General features: G+C 61.3%; 15 protein-coding genes and 2 tRNA genes. 5 read left to right on the top strand and 12 right to left on the bottom strand.

The window, feature by feature from the left end; all coding sequences use genetic code 11:
- Positions 1 to 10: 10 nt before the first annotated feature.
- The 5 genes from BLP10_RS19290 to BLP10_RS19270 all read right to left on the bottom strand — a co-directional run bounded on the left by BLP10_RS19290 (position 11) and on the right by BLP10_RS19270 (position 5,969).
- Positions 11 to 2,719 carry a valine--tRNA ligase gene (locus BLP10_RS19290; protein WP_091138319.1) on the bottom strand — a complete coding sequence of 903 codons (2,709 nt, stop codon included), beginning with the start codon at positions 2,717 to 2,719 and terminating at the stop codon, positions 11 to 13.
- Positions 2,720 to 2,910: 191 nt separating this feature from the next.
- Positions 2,911 to 3,438, bottom strand: coding sequence for a DUF2497 domain-containing protein (locus tag BLP10_RS23890; RefSeq protein ID WP_175493980.1), 528 nt, complete (start codon positions 3,436 to 3,438; stop codon positions 2,911 to 2,913).
- A gap of 155 nt (positions 3,439 to 3,593) precedes the next feature.
- Complete coding sequence (locus BLP10_RS19280) at positions 3,594 to 4,976, bottom strand: TolC family outer membrane protein (protein ID WP_091138314.1); 1,383 nt, start codon at positions 4,974 to 4,976, stop codon at positions 3,594 to 3,596.
- 231 nt (positions 4,977 to 5,207) lie between these two features.
- Positions 5,208 to 5,870: a protein-L-isoaspartate O-methyltransferase family protein gene (locus BLP10_RS19275; RefSeq protein ID WP_091138312.1), complete on the bottom strand. Its 663-nt coding sequence runs from the start codon at positions 5,868 to 5,870 to the stop codon at positions 5,208 to 5,210.
- A 25-nt stretch (positions 5,871 to 5,895) separates the two neighbouring features.
- Positions 5,896 to 5,969, bottom strand: a tRNA-Cys gene (locus BLP10_RS19270).
- Between the two features lie 199 nt (positions 5,970 to 6,168).
- Between BLP10_RS19270 and BLP10_RS19265 the strand changes: the two genes are divergently transcribed.
- From BLP10_RS19265 to sseA, 4 genes are all read left to right on the top strand, one after another.
- Positions 6,169 to 6,243: transfer RNA gene (locus BLP10_RS19265), tRNA-Asn, on the top strand.
- A 67-nt stretch (positions 6,244 to 6,310) separates the two neighbouring features.
- Positions 6,311 to 7,825: a cryptochrome/photolyase family protein gene (locus tag BLP10_RS19260; RefSeq protein WP_091138310.1), complete on the top strand. Its 1,515-nt coding sequence runs from the start codon at positions 6,311 to 6,313 to the stop codon at positions 7,823 to 7,825.
- Between the two features lie 68 nt (positions 7,826 to 7,893).
- Positions 7,894 to 8,616 (top strand): alanyl-tRNA editing protein, encoded by a 723-nt coding sequence (locus tag BLP10_RS19255; protein ID WP_091138494.1) that lies wholly within the window; start codon positions 7,894 to 7,896, stop codon positions 8,614 to 8,616.
- 41 nt (positions 8,617 to 8,657) lie between these two features.
- Positions 8,658 to 9,512, top strand: coding sequence for a 3-mercaptopyruvate sulfurtransferase (gene sseA / locus BLP10_RS19250; protein WP_091138308.1), 855 nt, complete (start codon positions 8,658 to 8,660; stop codon positions 9,510 to 9,512).
- A gap of 65 nt (positions 9,513 to 9,577) precedes the next feature.
- Here sseA and BLP10_RS19245 read toward each other — a convergent pair whose 3' ends face one another.
- From BLP10_RS19245 to BLP10_RS19230, 4 genes are all read right to left on the bottom strand, one after another.
- Positions 9,578 to 10,354, bottom strand: a complete 777-nt coding sequence (locus tag BLP10_RS19245; protein WP_091138306.1) for an amino acid ABC transporter ATP-binding protein — start codon at positions 10,352 to 10,354, stop codon at positions 9,578 to 9,580.
- A gap of 16 nt (positions 10,355 to 10,370) precedes the next feature.
- Positions 10,371 to 11,690, bottom strand: coding sequence for an amino acid ABC transporter permease (locus tag BLP10_RS19240; protein WP_091138303.1), 1,320 nt, complete (start codon positions 11,688 to 11,690; stop codon positions 10,371 to 10,373).
- Between the two features lie 8 nt (positions 11,691 to 11,698).
- Positions 11,699 to 12,901, bottom strand: a complete 1,203-nt coding sequence (locus BLP10_RS19235) for an amino acid ABC transporter permease (protein ID WP_244510709.1) — start codon at positions 12,899 to 12,901, stop codon at positions 11,699 to 11,701.
- A gap of 144 nt (positions 12,902 to 13,045) precedes the next feature.
- Positions 13,046 to 14,065 carry an amino acid ABC transporter substrate-binding protein gene (locus BLP10_RS19230; protein ID WP_091138299.1) on the bottom strand — a complete coding sequence of 340 codons (1,020 nt, stop codon included), beginning with the start codon at positions 14,063 to 14,065 and terminating at the stop codon, positions 13,046 to 13,048.
- Between the two features lie 228 nt (positions 14,066 to 14,293).
- Here BLP10_RS19230 and metC point away from each other — a divergent pair, with 228 nt between their 5' ends.
- The gene (gene metC, locus BLP10_RS19225; protein ID WP_091138492.1) at positions 14,294 to 15,478 is read left to right on the top strand and encodes a cystathionine beta-lyase; all 1,185 of its coding nucleotides are present in this window, start codon (positions 14,294 to 14,296) and stop codon (positions 15,476 to 15,478) included.
- On the opposite strand, the gene BLP10_RS19220 is transcribed toward metC, so the two are convergent.
- From BLP10_RS19220 to BLP10_RS19210, 3 genes are read right to left on the bottom strand one after another with little or no spacing between them, the layout of a single operon-like run.
- A complete protein-coding gene (locus BLP10_RS19220) occupies positions 15,475 to 15,819 on the bottom strand; it encodes a lipid-A-disaccharide synthase N-terminal domain-containing protein (RefSeq protein WP_091138295.1) in 345 nt (114 codons plus the stop codon). The genes metC and BLP10_RS19220 overlap by 4 nt on opposite strands.
- Before the next feature lie 13 nt (positions 15,820 to 15,832).
- On the bottom strand, positions 15,833 to 16,564 hold the full coding sequence (locus BLP10_RS19215) for a glycosyltransferase family 2 protein (protein WP_091138293.1): 732 nt from the start codon (positions 16,562 to 16,564) through the stop codon (positions 15,833 to 15,835).
- Positions 16,565 to 16,600: 36 nt separating this feature from the next.
- The gene (locus BLP10_RS19210) at positions 16,601 to 18,319 is read right to left on the bottom strand and encodes an ArnT family glycosyltransferase (RefSeq protein WP_091138490.1); all 1,719 of its coding nucleotides are present in this window, start codon (positions 18,317 to 18,319) and stop codon (positions 16,601 to 16,603) included.
- Between the last annotated feature and the right edge of the window lie 66 nt (positions 18,320 to 18,385).

Raw genomic sequence — 18,385 nt, 5'->3', positions numbered from 1 at the left:
CAACGAGATTTTACGCGTCCTTGAGGCGGGAAAGCGCCTCTTCCATCTTCGCCTTACGCGTCAGGGCTTCCTCGCGGCGCTCGCGCTGCTCCTCGACGACCTCTTCCGGCGCGCGCTTGATGAAATCCGCATTCCCGAGCTTCGCGTCGATCTTGCCGACATCCACATCGAGCTTCTGGATTTCCTTGGCGAGGCGTGCGCGCTCCGCATCGAGATCGATCACGCCTTCGAGGGGAAGCGCCGCCACTTCGCCGCGGATGAGGAGCTGGATCGAGCTCTTGGGCGCGGCGTCAGAGAACGAGATGTCGGAAATGCGCGCAAGGCGCTTCACGATATCGCCCCATCGATCGGCGCGGGCCTTCACATCTGCTGACGATGCGACGAGGACGAGGGGAATCTGGGCTCCAGCGGGCACGTTCGTCTCGGAACGAGCGGAGCGGATTTCCGTGACGAGGTCCACAACCCAGCCGATCTCGGCCTCGGCCTGCGGATCAATGAGGTGGTCGAGGTTCGACCATGACGCCAGAGCAAGAATGGTCTCGCGCTTCGGCCCCTCCTGCCCCTTCACCTCCCACAGTTCTTCCGTGAGGAAGGGCATGATGGGATGCAGCAGCTTGCAGATCTCATCGAGGATGAACGCGATGGTGGCGCGGGTCTCATCCTTGGCAGGAGAATCCGCGCCCTGCAGCACCGGCTTCGAGAGTTCCAGCGTCCAGTCGCAGAATACGTTCCACACGAAGCGGTAAGCCGCACCTGCCGCCTCGTTGAACTTGTAGGCCTTGATACCGGCAGCAACCTCGTTGATCGCCTTTGCGCACTCGCTGAGTGCCCACTTGTTGAGTGTCTCCTTCACCGATTTCGGATCGAAGCCCGCGACACGCTTGCACTCGTTCATCTCGGCAAAGCGCGCGGCGTTCCAGATCTTGGTCGCGAAGTTGCGGTAGTTCTCGACGCGCTGGACAGACAGCTTGATGTCGCGGCCTTGAGCGGCCATCGAAGTCAGCGTCATGCGCAGCGCATCCGCGCCGTATTGCTCCGCCACGTCGAGCGGATCGATGACGTTACCTTTCGACTTCGACATCTTCGCGCCCTTCTCGTCGCGGACGAGGGCGTGGATATAAACCGTGTCGAAGGGCACTTCGTCCATGAAGTGCAGGCCCATCATCATCATGCGGGCGACCCAGAAGAAGATGATGTCGAAGCCCGTGACCAGCGTGTTGGTCGGATAATAGCGGTTGAGCTCCGGCGTCTTCTCCGGCCAGCCGAGGGTCGAGAAAGGCCACAGCGCGGAGGAAAACCAGGTGTCGAGCACGTCCTCATCGCGCGTGAGGGCCACATCCTTGCCGTGCTTGGCGCGTGCCTGTGCCTTCGCGTCCTCTTCCGAATGCGCGACGAACACGTTGCCCTGGTCGTCGTACCAAGCCGGTATCTGATGCCCCCACCAGAGCTGGCGCGAGATGCACCACGGCTCGATGTTCTCGAGCCACTGGAAGTAGGTCTTCTCCCAGTTCTCCGGCACGAACTTGGTCTTGCCGTTGCGCACGGCGGCCAGCGCCCGGTCAGCCAGCGGCTTCACGTTCACATACCATTGGTCCGTGAGATAAGGCTCGATCACCACGTTCGAACGGTCGCCGTGCGGCACCATGTGCGTGTTCGGCTCGATCTGAACGAGAATCTCCCGCTCTTCGAGCATGGTGACAATGCGCTTGCGCGCCTCAAAACGGTCGAGACCGTCAAGCGCCATGACGGCTTGGAGATCGTCCGTCTGGTTCAAGCCTTCGAGGAAAGCCTCATTGGCGGCAAGCGCCAGCTGCGCTTCTGGACCGAAGATATTGATCAGACGCAGCTTGTGGCGCTTCCCAACCTCGAAATCGTTGAAATCATGCGCAGGCGTGATCTTCACCGCACCCGTGCCCTTTTCAGGGTCGGAATATTCATCGGCGACGATCGGAATGCGGCGCCCCACCAGCGGCAGGATCGCGAACTTGCCGATCAGATCCTTGTAGCGCTCATCCTCGGGATGCACCGCAACCGCCACGTCGCCGAGCATCGTCTCAGGACGCGTCGTGGCGACCGTGATGGAACGGTCCGGCATGCCTTCGATGGCATACTGGATATGCCAGAGGCTGCCCTTCACCTCGACCTGCATCACCTCAAGGTCAGAGATTGCGGTCTGGAACTTCGGGTCCCAGTTCACGAGGCGCTTGTCCTTGTAGATCAGGCCCTGGTTATAGAGATCGATGAAGACCTTCAGCACGGCCTGAGACAGGCCCTCATCCATGGTGAAGCGCTCGCGCGACCAGTCGCACGAGGCCCCGAGCCGCTGAAGCTGCGACTTGATCCGTCCGCCGGATTCTTCCTTCCACGCCCAGACCCGGTTGATGAATTCCTCGCGCCCGAGATCGCGGCGGTGGATCTGCTTTTCCATGAGCTGGCGCTCAACCACCATCTGCGTGGCGATGCCCGCGTGGTCCATGCCCGGCTGCCACAGCACGTCCTTGCCGCGCATGCGCTCGAAGCGGCAGAGGATATCCTGGATCGTGTTGTTGAGAGCGTGCCCCATGTGGAGCGAGCCCGTTACGTTCGGCGGCGGGATGACGATGGTATAGGGGTCTGCACCCTTGCGATCCGGCCTTCCGGCCTTGAAGGCCTCGGCTTCGTCCCAGCGAGTGGTGATGCGTGCTTCGACGGAAGCGGGGTCGAACGTCTTATCCATCATGATGCGATACCGGCCGGTTGGTGCGCCAAACGCGCAAGCAAGAGGGCTACAAACCGGACGGATCGAGGGAAGTCAACCGATGGACGAAAAAGTTGGTCTCTGAAGCCTTTTCCAAGGTCATGGAGGCTGCACTTGCCCCTGCCACCCTGTGCTTTTGAACGACAACCGGCGGCTTATCCGCCGGAAACGGCCTAGCCTCTCGTGACTCGCTCGATCTCGGCCTTCACCAAGCGTTCTACGAGTGCCGGAAGATTCTCGTCGAGCCATGCCTTGAGCATGGGCCGAAGCATTTCCTTCATCAGGTCTTCGACGGTCGGAGAGTGGCTGGCTGCCCGGACCGCGTTCAGCTTGCCGAACGCCTCGGAAACGGACGTCTCGGTCATGCGGGAAATCATGGCATCGCCGGGATCCCGCTCACATGGCTGGGTCAGGACTTGAGAAGACTGCGCTGTGGCAAGGGTGTCAGGACGCGCCAACTCCCGAGCCTCAGCGAAATGAGCAATGGAGCGCTCTTCCTCGAAGGGATCGTCCTGGATGAGCGGCTGGTCATCGGGAGCATCGGACAGATGCTCCGGATAGAGGTTGGACGAAACATGCCGCTCGGCGATCTCCAAAACCGTCTTCAAAGGCGACGACTCGGCATCTGCGAAGGCAGGCTCCTGAGCCGACTCCTGCTCGTCCGAAATAATCCGGCGGATGGAAGCTAAAATATCTTCCATCGATGGCTCATTGACCTTCAGGTTCATCGAACCCATAGCCCCACCCAGTAAAATAGTGTTCTTAGAATCTCATTCTTGCGAATGTTTTTAGTATTAACGCAGAAACATAGAAAACAAGCGGGGCCAGAACTAATTTGTCCTGGCCCCGTAACTTATCAACGACCATCCGGAGTGGATGTGCCAACCCAAAGATCCTTGACCTGTTCGTAATGAATCTTGGGATTGTAGTGATTCACCGCGAGACCCAGGGCACGCGAGGTCAGGCGCCCCATGGACTGGACCAGCTGGTAGGATGCCACCACACGGTCTCGCTGAGCTTGGATCAGGTTGACGCGGGCAGTCAGCAATTCCTGCTGGGCATTCAGGACATCCAGCGTGGTCCGCTGGCCGACGCGGGCCTCTTCGCGGACGCCGCTGAGAGCTGTCTCGGCTGCATCGATCTGGGCCTGAGCCGCCTGGATCTGAGCGCGAGCCGCCTCAAGCGCGCCCCAGGTGGAGACAACGGCTGCCCGCACCTGATCGCGAACCCAATCGGCCTGAAGCTGGGCTTGACCCACCTGCTCCTTGGCCTGACGGGTCGCTGAATAGGCCTGACCGCCTTCGTAGATCGGCACCGATAGGGTGGCGACGGCCGAAGCCGTCAGCGCCTCGTCATTGCCCTCCCGCACATCATAGCGTTGGGCGACGGAGGCGCGGACGCCGACCTGAGGCGCCAATGCGCCCTGCGCAATCTTCACCTGAAGCTCGGCGGCATCGACCGCGTGCTGGGCGGCCTTGATGGCGGGGTGCTCGCCGAAAGCGATCCTGAGCGCCTCGTTGACCGAGCGCGGGGTAAGCTTGTCGAGGGGACGGCCAGGCGCCAGCTGCTGAGGTTCCACACCGATAAACTGGCGGTACTGTGCGATGCTGGCCCGCAGATTCGCCTCGGCTTGGCTCGCTTGAGAGCGGGATGCGGCGAGGCGGGATTCCGCCTGAGCCACGTCCGTGCGCGTCACCTCGCCTACGTTGAAACGGTCCCTCGTCTGGCGCAGTTGCTCGTCGATCACCTCGACGTTGTTGCGCTGGAGATCGAGGATGGCCGTGTCGCGCAGCACGTTCATGTAGGCCGTTGCTGCGGAATTCAGGGTATTCTGCTCGGTGGTGCTCAGGTCCTCACGAGCGGCGAGGACGCCCGACTCGGCGCGGCGCACGGAATTATCCGTCCGGAAACCGTCGAATAGATTCTGGTTGAGCTCCACGCCGAAGCCGCGAGGGGTAAGACGGTCGATCTGCTCCCCGCCGCCGCCAAAAAAGCCTGGCGGTTGGCGGCTGTCATATTGCGAGAAGGAGCGGCCGACGTCGGCCGTGCCCGTGATCGTGGGACGGTAGCCGGACTTCGCCTGGGCAACGTTCTCATCGGTCGCCCGGACGTTGGCGCGCTGGGCATTCAGGTTGGGGTTATTGCCGTAGGCCTTGGCCAGAGCGCTCTCAAGCGTCTCGGCAGAAGCACCGCTCGCCCCCGCGAGGACGAAAACCGAAGTCATGGCCCCAAGGAGCATGCGATATGATTGATTGGTTCGTTTCCCGCCCACGCTCACCTGCCTAAAGACCCCTGAATACCCATAACTCGTGACCGCAACCGATTCACAAGACACACATACGATTCAAAGCGCAACAATACCCATCATGGATGAGTCGGCAACAACGCGCTGACGATCGCACAATTTTAGTGGAGAGGTGCCGCAAAAAAGCGACACTATCCGCAAGCAAATTAAGGATTTAGAAAGGATCTAGAACGTGAAGCCCGGTTCCTGGACGAACGGCGCAAGCACAGGGGCTGCCGCATCGAACAGGGTGCGCTCACCGAAGGCGTCGCCCGAGCGCACATAGAGGGTTGCGCGCGCGGCGCGGCCGCGGCCTTTCACGCAAACCAGACGACCACCCTCCGCCAGCTGCTGCAGGAGCGCATCCGGGCGGACATCAAGGGCGCCGTTGATGAGAATGAGATCATACGGAGCCTGCTCGGCATGGCCCTGATCGAGAGCGCCTACCACCACCTGAACGTTGCCGGCGCTGGCAGCCGCCAAGCTGCTCCGGGCATCGGCGGCAAGGGCTTCATCCGCTTCAAGAGCCGTAACCTGGGCGCCCAGCTTATTGAGGACGGCGGCGGCATAGCCGCGGCCGGAGGCCACATCCAGGGCCTTCTCACCGGCATTGACCTCAAGAGCCTGGATCATACGGCCGAGGTTCATGGGCGAGAGCATGAAGCGGCGCGTTGCACCGTCGCTGACCAGGATATTCTGATCGATATAGGCAAGCTCTTCACGGCCCGGGAGAACGAACATCTCGCGCGGCACGCTATCCATGGCGTCGAGCAGGGGGATGTCGTTCACATCGAAAGTGCGCAGCTGGCTATCAACCATCATCCGGCGCGCTTGCGAGAAATCGACCATGAAGATTGCCTTTAGAAATTCGACTTGGAGGCCTCGCCCGGAATCGAACCGGGGTGCAAGGATTTGCAGTCCTCTGCGTAACCACTCCGCCACGAGGCCATCCGGGGCGTGCCGCGAACGCGGCGGCTGCTGCATAGCAAGGGCTTTTCCAAAGAGCAACTGCCTGTTTTGTCGGATCGCTTACGAAAGGGGCTTGCACCCTGCAAAACTCGTGTTATATGCCACGCACCGTCGCCGACGAGAGCTGCTCAGACAGCCCGGCGAAGAGAGGCGCAAGTCTCCCGAAGGTATGGCTTATTCCGGCGTGGCGCAGCGGTAGCGCAGCGGACTGTTAATCCGTTGGTCGTAGGTTCGAATCCTACCGCCGGAGCCAACTTTCCCATCTCTCAGAAACTCAGGCTTATTCTCGCAGACGCCCTCCTTGGCGCCTAGGCGTTTTCATGCTGCATAGCTCGGCAGCGTTCCTAGGAGAATTGCGCGTGCCCGCCCCTGTCCTGGTCTGGTTTCGAGACGATTACCGCCTGACCGATAACCCTGCGCTTTCTGCCGCTGTAGAAACAGGCGCGCCGGTTTTGTGCCTGGCGATCCTGGAAGAATCGGCAGATGGGCTGCGGCACATGGGTGGCGCTGCCCGTTGGTGGCTTCACGGCTCGCTCCTGGCATTGGACGAATCGTTGCATGAGGTGGGCTCCCGCCTTCTCCTGCTGAAAGCGCCCGCCCTGAACGCTCTTGAAACCGTGGCATCGATTACGGGGGCGTCTGCGATCTTCTGGAATCGCCGTTACGGGGCTGCCGAAATCGCCCTCGATTCAACGATCAAGGCGCGCCTGACAGACCGTGGCCTCAAGGTGCAGAGCTTCAGCGGGCGACTTCTGAACGAGCCCTGGCAGGTGCTCAACCAAGCCGGCAAGCATTTTCAGGTCTTCACGCCCTATCTCAGAGCCGTCATGGCGCGCCCTGTTGCAGCGCCCGCCCCGGCTCCGAAAATGATTCCCGGGGGGCCATGGCCTGAAGAGCTCGCACGTCTTCACATTGATATCGACGATCTGGGCCTGCGACCGACGAATCCCGATTGGGCCTCCGAGTTCGCCCCCATATGGAAGCCCGGGGAACAAAACGCTCAGCGAAGACTGCGAAATTTTCTTGAGAGCAATTTGCACGGCTACGCCCTGGGGCGGGATCTACCTGCACAGGACGCCACATCACGCCTGTCGCCGCACCTCAGATTCGGCGAGATCAGCCCGCGCCAGGTCTGGCACGCAGTCACACACCTCGTCGGCGAGCGGCCCGATTTGTCCCAGGACGCGCAAAAATATCTGAGCGAGGTGATTTGGCGGGATTTCACCCATCAGCTTTTGCATACTTATCCACACCTGCCGGAAAAATCTCACGCTCCACGGTTCGAAAATTTTCCATGGGAAGACGATTCAAGAACCCTGAGCGCCTGGCGGAAAGGCCGCACAGGCTATCCCATCGTGGATGCGGGCATGCGTCAGCTCTGGCGCACGGGATGGATGCACAACCGGGTCAGGATGATCGTGGCATCCTTCCTGGTAAAGCACCTGCTCATCGACTGGCGACAGGGCGAGGCGTGGTTCTGGGATACGCTGGTGGATGCCGATCCCGCGAACAATGCCTTCAGCTGGCAGTGGATCGCCGGATCGGGGCCGGATTCCGCACCCTTTTATCGTATCTTCAATCCAGTCACGCAGGGCGAGAAATTCGATCCGGACGGCGCGTATGTACGCACCTATGTGCCGGAACTCTCCGGCCTTCCCAACGCCTTCATCCACAAGCCCTGGGAGGCGCCCGTTTCCGTTCTGAAGAGCGCCGGCGTGGAACTCGGCAAAACTTATCCCAATCCTGTCGTCCCCCATGGCCCGGCGCGGGAGCGTGCACTTGCAGCTTTCCGCAGCCTGCGGAACACCATCTCCAGCAAGGAACTTGACCCGTAGTGCTGCTTGCCGTCAGCATCGGGGTTTCTCGCGCAGAACTGCATCTGCCCCGCCCTTTCGGAATGACCATGACAGCTACAGCTCTCCTGTTTCGTGACGATGCCTATGCCCGCTCCTGCAAGGCGATTGTTCTTGCCATCACCCCGGAAGGCGGCGTCATTCTCGAGCGCACCGTGTTCTACGCCCAAGGCGGCGGCCAGCCTGGCGACGTGGGTGCCATCGTGCGTTCCAATGGAGACAGAATTGAAGTCACGAATACGGTGTATGGCTCCGATCGGTCACAGATCGTCCATCTCGTCGGAACGGAAGAAGCCGCGACCTTTACTCCCGGCGAGAGCGTGGAGCTGCAGCTCGATTGGGAACGGCGTTTCAAGCTCATGCGAGTTCACACGGCTCTGCATCTGTTGAGTGTTGTGTTGCCCTACCCTGTGACGGGCGGCGCGATCGGCGACGGCGACGGACGGCTCGATTTCGACATTCCAGATGCCGGCCTCGACAAGGCCGAACTGACCGACAAGCTCAACGCACTGATTGCACGCGATGCTCCGGTCTCGGATCGTTGGATCACGGATGAGGAACTCGATGCCAATCCCGGCCTCGTGAAAACCATGTCCGTGAAGCCGCCACGCGGATCGGGCCGGGTTCGGCTGGTTGAGATCGAGGGAATCGATCTTCAGCCCTGCGGCGGCACCCATGTGCGACGCACAGGCGAGATCGGCCAAGTCGCGATTACCGACATCGAGAAGAAGGGCAAGCAGAACCGGCGCGTTCGCCTGTCCCTCGTCGACTGATAACCCTATCTTTCAAGACATAGATCATCAGGAGCACGCTCATGACCCAGCTTTTCGTCTCGCCCGAACGGTTGCAGGAGCATCTGGACGATCCGAACGTCGTGATCATCGACGGCTCCTGGTATCTGCCGACGCAGAACCGCGATCCGGATGCGGAATTCCTCGCCGGTCACATCCCCGGCGCGCTGCGCTTCGACATTGACAAGGTGAAGGACACCTCGTCCTCCCTGCCCCATATGCTGCCGACCCCGGAAGCATTTGCGAAGATCGCCGGCGATATGGGCATCGACGAGAACACCGCCATCGTCGTCTACGATGGCGCGGGGCTTTTCTCCGCGCCGCGCGTCCGCTGGACCTTCCAGGCTTTCGGCGCAAGAAGCGTCTCGATCCTCGAGGGCGGCTTTCCGGCATGGAAGGCGGGCGGACGCCCTATCGAGACAGGCCCGGAGCGAAAACGGGAACCGAAGATCTTCAAGCCATCCTTCAACCCGAACGCCGTCGTGGATGCCGCAGCCGTTCAGGACGCGCTTCGCACACAGGACGCACAGGTGGTCGACGCCCGTCCTGCGGACCGCTTCCGCGGCGAAGCGCCTGAGCCACGCCCGGGGCTTCGTTCCGGCCACATTCCCGGCAGCCTCAACCTTCCCTTCAGCGCGATCATCGAGGACGGCAAGCTGAAGGACAAGGCAGGGATCGAGCAGGCCCTGAAGGAAGCGGGCATCGATCCCGAGAAGCCCGTGATCACCACCTGCGGCTCGGGCGTCTCGGCCGCCATTGTGGGGGTTGCCCTTGAAGTCGCGGGGCATCCGATGAAAGCGATCTACGACGGGGCCTGGGCCGAATGGGGAGCGCGTGAAGATCTGCCGCTTGGAACGGGATCCCCGAAGAAAGCCTGATACGCACCCATGAAACGAAAAGGCCCCGGAAATCTCCGGGGCCTTTTGCGTGTCTGTCAGTCCGCTTAGTGCAGGATCTGGGACAGGAAGAGCTTCGTGCGCTCGTGCTGCGGGTTCTTGAAGAACTCGTCGGGCGTGTTCATTTCCACGATCTGCCCGTAATCCATGAAGATCACCCGGTCGGCGACCTGGCGGGCGAAGCCCATTTCGTGAGTGACGCAGAGCATGGTCATGCCCTCTTCCGCGAGGCCGACCATGGTGTCGAGCACCTCCTTCACCATCTCCGGGTCGAGCGCGGAGGTCGGCTCATCGAAGAGCATGATCTTGGGGCTCATGCAGAGCGAACGGGCAATCGCCACGCGCTGCTGCTGACCACCGGAGAGCTGGCCGGGATACTTGTTCGCCTGCTCGGGGATCTTCACCCGAGTCAGGTAGTGCATGGCGACCTCTTCCGCCTCCTTCTTGGGCATCTTCTTCACCCAGATCGGCGCGAGCGTGCAGTTCTCGAGGATCGTGAGATGCGGGAAGAGGTTGAAGTGCTGGAACACCATGCCGACGTCCTTGCGCACTTCGTCAATGCGCTTGAGGTCGTTCGTGAGCTCCGTACCGTCAACGATGATGCGCCCTTTCTGGTGCTCTTCGAGGCGGTTGATGCAGCGGATCATCGTGGACTTGCCGGAACCTGAAGGTCCGCAGATCACGATGCGCTCGCTGCGTCGCACATTGAGATTGATGTCACGCAGGACATGGAACTCGCCATACCACTTGTGCACGTCGATCAGCTGGATGGCGGATTCGGCCTTCGGGTCGATTACGGCGGTCTGAACGGTTTGTGCTGTCATTGTCGTTGCCATGAATTTAGCGTTTCTGACCTGAGGCGAGGCGCCGCTCCACACCGAGCGAGTAACGCGACATGCCGAAGCAGAAGATGAAATAGAACAGGGCTGCGAAGGCGTAGCCCGTGAGACCGATGCTGGGGGCGGCCCAGTTGGGATCGATGCGTGAAGCCTCGATGGTCTTCACGAGATCGAAGATACCCACGATCGCCACGAGGGACGTGTCCTTGAACAGGCCGATGAAGGTGTTCACGATGCCCGGGATCACGATGCGCAGGGCCTGCGGCAGGATGATGAGGATCATCATCTGCGGATAGTTGAGGCCCAGGGACATCGCGCCCTCATACTGCCCCTTCGGCATGGCCTGAAGGCCACCGCGAACGACCTCTGCCATGTAGGCGGAGGCAAAGAGCGCCGTGCCGATGAGAGGCCGCAGCAGGCGATCCACCGTGATGTCGCCCGGCAGGAAGAGCGGCAGCATGGTGTTAGCCATGATGAGCACTGTGATGAGCGGCACGCCGCGCACGAACTCGATGAAGATCACCGAGGCCATCCGCACGATGGGCAGCTTGGAGCGTCGTCCGAGCGCAAGCACGATGCCAAAGGGCAGCGAGAACACGATGCCCACCGTCGCCACAAGCAGCGTCACGAGAATGCCGCCCCAGAGGGACGTCGGCACGTGAGCCAGACCGAAATCCATATCCACCAAGGCGAGCGTGACGCCGACAACGCCGACGATGCCGCCGCCGATGATCAGGGCTGGGCGCAGGGAGACTTTAAGGATCGCAGCGACGAAGGCGAAGAACGCGATCACCAGAGCGCCGAAGATCAGGAAGCCAAGCCAGAAGCGTCCGCTGAAGGTGGCATTGCCGCCCGTCAGCAGGATGTAAGAAGCAATCGGGAACAGCCAGAAGAAATAGACGGCTCCCAGATCGCGCCGCGGCGCCTTCAGCCACAACAACCAGACCACACCGATCGCCAGAAGGGCGAAGAAGATGTTGACCCTCCAGCGCTCGGAGACGGTGTAGGAGCCGTAGGTGAAATAGTTGATCTTGTCGCGAATGAAGGCCCAGCAGGCCCCGCTCTCGCTGCCGCCCATGTCGGCGCGGCAGACGGCACGGTCCGTGCCGCTCCAGACCGCATCGATGAAGAGGAACTTCACCAGCGGAGGAACGCTGACATAGAGGAGGTAGAACACCACAAGGGTCAGCACGGTGTTGAAGGGGCCCGAGAACAGGTTTTCCCTGACCCAGGCGATGGGGCCGCGCGTCAGGCTCGGAGGAGGCAGGGCCTCCACCTGCTGGGCGCGGACGAAACGAGGCATATCGACGGCGGTGCTCATCGTAATTCCTATCGTTCGACGATCGCCACACGGCGGTTGTAGATGTTCATCACGGCCGAGGTCACGAGGCTGATCGTGAGGTACACGCCCATGGTGATGACGATGACTTCGATGGCCTGACCCGTCTGGTTGAGCACGGTGCCCATGAAAACCTGCACGAGATCAGGATAGCCAATGGCCACGGCCAGCGAGGAGTTCTTCGTCAGATTGAGATATTGGCTCGTCAACGGGGGAACGATGACGCGCATCGCCTGCGGGATGACAACGAGGCGAAGTATCTGACCCGGCTTGAGCCCGAGTGAGCCAGCCGCTTCCGTCTGCCCCTTCGAAACGGCCAGGATGCCGGCGCGGACCACCTCGGCAATGAAGGCCGCCGTATAGGTGGTGAGGCCAAGCAACAGCGCCACGAATTCAGGCAGGATCTGCATGCCGCCCGTCAGGTTGAAGGTGCCCTTACGCGGCAGCTCGAAACTGATCGGATTGGCTCCGACGATGGCGAGCACGACCCAGGTCAGGATCGGCAGGCCGAGCACGAGGCCGAGGGTCACGAGCCCAACGGGCGACTGCTCGCCGGTTTTTTCCTGCTTGGCCTTGGCCCAGCGGCGATAGAGGAAGGTGCCGATAAGGCCGATCAGCAGTGCGGCCGGGATCGCCCAGATGTCCGAAGCATAGACCGGGCTGGGCATGAATAGGCCGCGCGCGTTCAGATAGAAGCCCGCTCCCATGTTGATCGAGTCGCGGGGATGCGGCAGCGATCCCAGAACCGCAATGTACCAGAACAGCAGCTGCACGAGCAGCGGAACATTGCGCAGGACCTCGACATAGACCATGGCGACCTTCGCCACCATCCAGTTCTTGGACAAGCGGGCAATGCCGATCAGGAATCCGAGGATCGTCGTGAAGAAGATGCCGATGGCCGACACGATGAGCGTGTTGAGCAAGCCGACGATAAAGGCATCGCCGTAGGTCGATCCCGCCGCGCTGAACTGGATCAGCGACTGGCTGATATCGAAACCGGCAGTATTTTCAAGAAAGCCGAACCCGGAGGCGATCTTCGCCCGCTGCAGGTTCTCGATGGCGTTGGTGGCAGCCACATAGAAAAGGTAGCTGACGATGGCGACGAGAAGGACCTGGTAGAAAATGCCTCGGACCTTCGGGTCGTATAAAAACGACTTTTTGGGTGGCGATGTCTGGCTGACAACGGTCTGCACTGAACTGAATCCTCTGACGGCTGGTTTATTGAGGCCGTCCTCCCCCGTGTTCATGCAATTGTCGCTGCCATGAACGAGCGGCAGTTTTTATCGTTATAAAGGAGCGCCCGGTTTCCGGGCGCTCCCAGTCTTCAAATGATCCGATTAACGAACCGGAATGCCGTACTGCAGGCCGCCCTTCGTCCAGAGAGCGTTCTGACCGCGCTTGATCTTCAGGCGCGAGCCTTCGCCGACGTTCTTCTCGAACACTTCGCCGTAGTTGCCCACGTGCTTGATGATGCGGACGGCCCAGTCGTTCGTCAGGCCGACGGCCTCACCGAACTTGCCCTCGGTGCCGAGCAGACGCTTGATCTCCGGGTTGTCGGAGGTCTTCATCTGGTCGACATTTGCCTTGGTGACGCCGAGCTCTTCAGCATTCAGCATGGCGTTGTGCGTCCAGCGGACGATATCGCCCCACTGGTTGTCGCCGTGACGGACTGCCGGGCCAAGCGGCTCCTTCGAGATGATCTCCGGCAGAACGATATGGTCGTCCGGAGCCGAAGCGCGAAGACGCTCGGCGTAGAGGCCCGATGCGTCGGTGGTGAACGCGTCGCAGCGGCCGGCGTCGTAAGCCTTGAAGGTTTCGTCCGAGGTCGCGAAAGCCACGACTTCGTACTTCATGTTGTTGGCACGGAAGTAGTCGGCGAGGTTGAGTTCGGTGGTGGTGCCCTGCTGCGTGCAGATCGAAGCGCCGTTCAGCTCCTTAGCGGAGGAAACGCCGAGCTTCTTGCGGACCATGAAGCCCTGGCCGTCGTAGTAGTTGATGGCCGGGAAGTCGAGGCCGAGCTGCGTGTCGCGCGACATGGTCGCCGTCGAGTTACGGGACAGCACGTCCACTTCGCCCGACTGGAGCGCGGTGAAGCGGTCCTTGGCAGCGAGCGGGATGAAGCGCACCTTGGTCGGATCGTCGAAGATGGCCGCAGCGATGGCGCGGCAGAGGTCGACGTCGAGGCCGGTCCAGTTGCCCTGGGCGTCCGGAAGGCCGAAGCCGGCGAGGCCGGTGTTCGAGCCGCAAGTCAGGAAGCCCTTCTGCTTCACGCTGTTCAGGGTTGCCTGTGCGGAAGCGCCCGTTGCGAGCAAGCTCGCCGTCAGGCCGAAGGCAATCGAGATGAGAGCCTTTTTCATGCTGGTATATTCTCCCAATAGTTCCATTCGGCTCGTCTGTTCTTTTATTCCCCCAGCCGAGCCACGGTCAGACCGTTCCACGCCGCATCGGTCGATGACGGCATCGGGATCCATCACATTCCATGATTGATCACTGGTCAAGTGTTGATGGAACGCTTTTTCCCCAGAGGCTTGACGGCGGGTGCGCCGGAGCTTCAGATCAAGCCCCATCCAGAGAGCCCTGAGCCGATGTCCAAGCCTCCCTCCAAGCCGACCGATCTCGCAGCCCGCACCCGCCTCATCTATGCAGGCCGCGAACCCTTTGAACAGCATGGTTTCGTGAACACGCCGATCTATCGCGGATCGACGGTCCTGTACCAGAATGCGGACGACCTGCTGCACCGGCGTGGGCGCTATTCCTATGGAACGAAGGGGACTCCCACCACGGAAGCGCTGGAACGAGCCTGGACGGAGATCACCGGAGCCGCCGGGACCGTGCTTGCGCCATCGGGCCTTGCTGCTGTCACTCTGGCCCTCATGTCCTGCCTGAAGGCCGGCGACCACCTGCTGATGACAGATTCGGTCTATCTGCCGACACGGCAGTTCTGTAACGGGATGCTCAAGAAATTTGGTGTGGAAACCACCTATTACGATCCGTCAATCGGGGCGGGAATCGAATCTCTCATGCGCCCCAACACGGCTGCTGTCTTCACGGAAGCTCCAGGATCACAATCGCTTGAGATGCAGGACATCCCGGCCATCGCCGAGGTCGCGCACCGGCATGGGGCCGTCGTGCTCATGGACAATACCTGGGCGACTCCCCTGCTCTTCCCACCTCACGAGCGCGGCGTCGACATCGCCATTGAGGCCGGCACCAAGTATCTCAGCGGCGGATCGGACCTGCTGCTCGGCCTCGTCTCGGCCAACGAGCGCTGCTTCAAGGACCTGCGCGCCGCTTACGAGGCCGTTGCCTCATGCCCCGGCCCGGAAGACGTGTTCCTCGGTCTGCGAGGGCTGCGTACCATGGCCCTTCGCTTGCGGGAGCATGAGAAGCAGGCCCTGGAGATGGCTCATTGGCTGGTCGATCGTCCCGAGGTCGCCGAGGTGCGCCATCCGGCCCTCCCGACATACAAGGGCCATGAGATCTGGAAGCGGGATTTCAAGGGCTCGTCCGGCCTGTTCTCGGTCATCCTCAAGCCATGTTCCGACAAGGCGCTCGCTGCCATGCTCGACGGGTTGTCGCTCTTCGGGATGGGCTATTCCTGGGGCGGCTTCGAGAGTCTCGTGATCCCATTCAACTGCGCAACCTACCGGACGGCCACCCAATGGGCACCAGGCGGCCATGCCTTGCGCTTCCATATCGGACTCGAGGATGTCGAGGACCTGAAGCGCGATCTCGACGAGGGGTTCAAGCGCCTGCGGGAAACCGACTAGGTCTGCATTTCGGCTTCGGCTTTGGCTTTCTTCGCCTCTTTCGCAATCAGCATGAGGTTGCGGACATAGATGAAGATCGACAGCACCTGGGGCAGGATAATGACGATGTCTCGCCGCACGAAACCATAGACCATGGTCATGAGCCCCCCCACAATGGACAGGACCCAAAAGCCCATCGGAATGACGCTCTTTTCGGCTTTCTCGCTGGCGATCCATTGCACGATGAAGCGTGCGCCGAAAACGAACTGCGCCAGCACGCCGAAAGCGGCCCAGAGGTCGAAGCGGGCAATGACGATATCGTAGAAATACAACCCGATATCGTGTGACAGGCGCATCAGCATCAGAGGGGTTCCGTCAGAGAATTTCTTGGGCAACAGGCGCGCGGCGGCGACGGCGGATCAGCCACCATACACCCGCGAGATCAAGAATGCCGACCCACAAGCGGTCGAACAGCCCATACTTGGACTGTCCCGCATGGCGCGGACGGTCGACCACATCCACATGCGCGATGCGATAGCCTTCGCGCTTCACGAGAGCTGGCATGAAACGGTGCAAGGCGTCGAAATACGGCAGGCGTAGATAGACGTCCCGGCGGAAGACCTTCAGCCCGCAGCCGGTGTCCCGGGTCCCGTCCTTCAAGACCCGTCCGCGCACGCCATTGGCGATTTTCGACTGCCAGCGTTTGGCGGCACCTTTGCGTCCAAGGCGCTGCCCCGCAACGATGCCAACATCTGGGTCATCGAGCGCCGCCACCATTTGCGGAATGAAGGCCGGATCGTTCTGCCCGTCGCCGTCGAGGGTGGCGATGATCGGGGCCCGCGCGGCATGAACACCGCTGCGCACGGCGGCGCTCTGCCCGCAGCTCGCCTCATGACGCATAAGACGAAGCCAGGGCCGCGTGGCGCGAGCGGCAAGCACCCGCTCGACGGTGTCATCGGTGGAGCCGTCATCCACGTAGATCACCTCGAATGGGGCAAACGGCGCGCAGGCGCGCTCGATTTCCTCCACAAGGGGCAGGATGTTCAAGGCTTCGTTCTTGACGGGCACCACGACGCTGAGACGCGGAACCGGGTTTAAGTCGTTCATCGATCAAGGGCCCTTACAGGCCACCTCTTGAGGAAATTACGGACAGCCTGAATCATCGGAATAGACGCCGATGTCGACACGCCGCCCGCTGTTGATATTGAAACCTGAGATCCGGGTCGAGAGTGCAGGAGCCAGACCAAGGCGCTCATTCTCCATACGGAAATCGGTCTCGAAGCGCCTGTCGACGAAGACGATGGCGCAGGAATTGTTCTTCAGGAAGGAAGAAGCATCGCTCCCCGTATCGAGCATCCGGAGATTGGTGCTCGTGAGGAAGACAAGGCTCGGCTCACGATAGCCGAGGGTGCCGACGCTGACTGTACCGGACGGGAAGTTCTTCACCGTCTCGGCTAGCCGGTCGGAAATCTTGAGGGATCGCAGATCGAGCTGCGCGAAGCCGAACACGCCTATGGCGAGGAACACAGACGAAATGAACCCCGCCCAGAGGCAGCTCAGCATCCGGTTACGAATGAACAGCCACCAGGCATAAAGCGCGACTACGGAAGCCGCCACCAGCGCCGGAAGCGCCCGATAAGGGAGAGTGCCGTCGAAAGACCAATTCACTGCCGAGAGCCCCACGGTGAGCCCCAGCGGAATAAAGGGGATGAGCACCGTCGACAGCTTCGCCAAGGGGCGGTGCGGTCCTACGAAGTGGCGGGATATGGCCATAACTGTCAGGATCGCCACAGCCGGGAAGAGCGGCATGGTGTAATGCGGTAATTTAGTCGGCACAGCCTCGAAGACGAGCCAGGATGGAACAATCCAGGCAAGCGCGAAGGCGACCGGCTCTTCCTTACGGTGTATCCAGGCAAAAGGAACCGCAATCGCGGCCAGGATTGCGCCGGGCCAGAAGGTGGCGAAGAAGGACAGCAGGTAGAAGCCGGGCGGGGCCCAATGATATTTCTGGGCTGTACCGACCTTCCCGAGCATGTCGTGGCCGACCGCCTGAGAATAGAAAGCGCCGCCGCTCTTGATGGCAATGGCAATGAACCAGGGCAGAACCACTGCCAATGTGAATCCCAGCCCGATCCATGGCCGCAAGGTGAGCAGCCAGCGGCTCGAGCGCTCCTTATAGGAGAGAATGCCCGCTGTGAGGCCTGCGAACATCAAGATCAGCGGCCCCTTGATAAGGATGCCGAGGGCAAAGCCAGCCCAAAAGATCAGCAAGGCCCGGCGCGGCAGGACTCCCGCGCCCCGGCTTAGATAGGCGCGAGCCAGGCCACCCATGACTGCCACGGAGCAGGCCGTGAGCATGGCATCCGTCTTGGCGAGGCGCGCCTCCACCATGAGGATGACGCAGGTGGCCATCAGTGCAGCCGTCAGGAAGGCCCCTCGCCGGCCGAAGAAGGCCAAGGCAGCCCAGTAGGTCAGAAGAACCGTGGCAATGGCGCCGAAGAGGGACGGCAGTCGATAAAGCGCTATCGTGGTGCGCGCCTCGGACACGCCGAGGACCTCACCTATGGTAACGGTTGCGCTCTGCATCCAGTAGATGCCCACGGGCTTCTTATAGCGGGCCTCATCCTGGAAGCGGACATCCACGAAATCATGGCTTTCCAGCATCTGCTTGGAGGCTTGGGCGTAGCGCGGCTCGTCCCGATCCATGGGCTGGAGGGATGTAAAGCCCGGCAGAAAGCAGGCCAGCGACAGCAGCACGAGAACGGCGCAGAGCCGGGCATGGCTGCGCTCCACGAAACTCGCCAGTTGCGCGGCGGAAAAGCGGCGCAGGGATAGATTCTGCTGGGCGACGGAACCGTCCATCGATGACATGCCTTGTGCGGACACCATTCGGGGCGGGATTTTCCCGCAAAGGCGGTGGTGTCCCCC

The organism is Microvirga guangxiensis (assembly GCF_900102135.1).
Classification (GTDB): Bacteria; Pseudomonadota; Alphaproteobacteria; order Rhizobiales; family Beijerinckiaceae; genus Microvirga; species Microvirga guangxiensis.
This window is presented reverse-complemented; position numbering and strand designations above follow the sequence as displayed.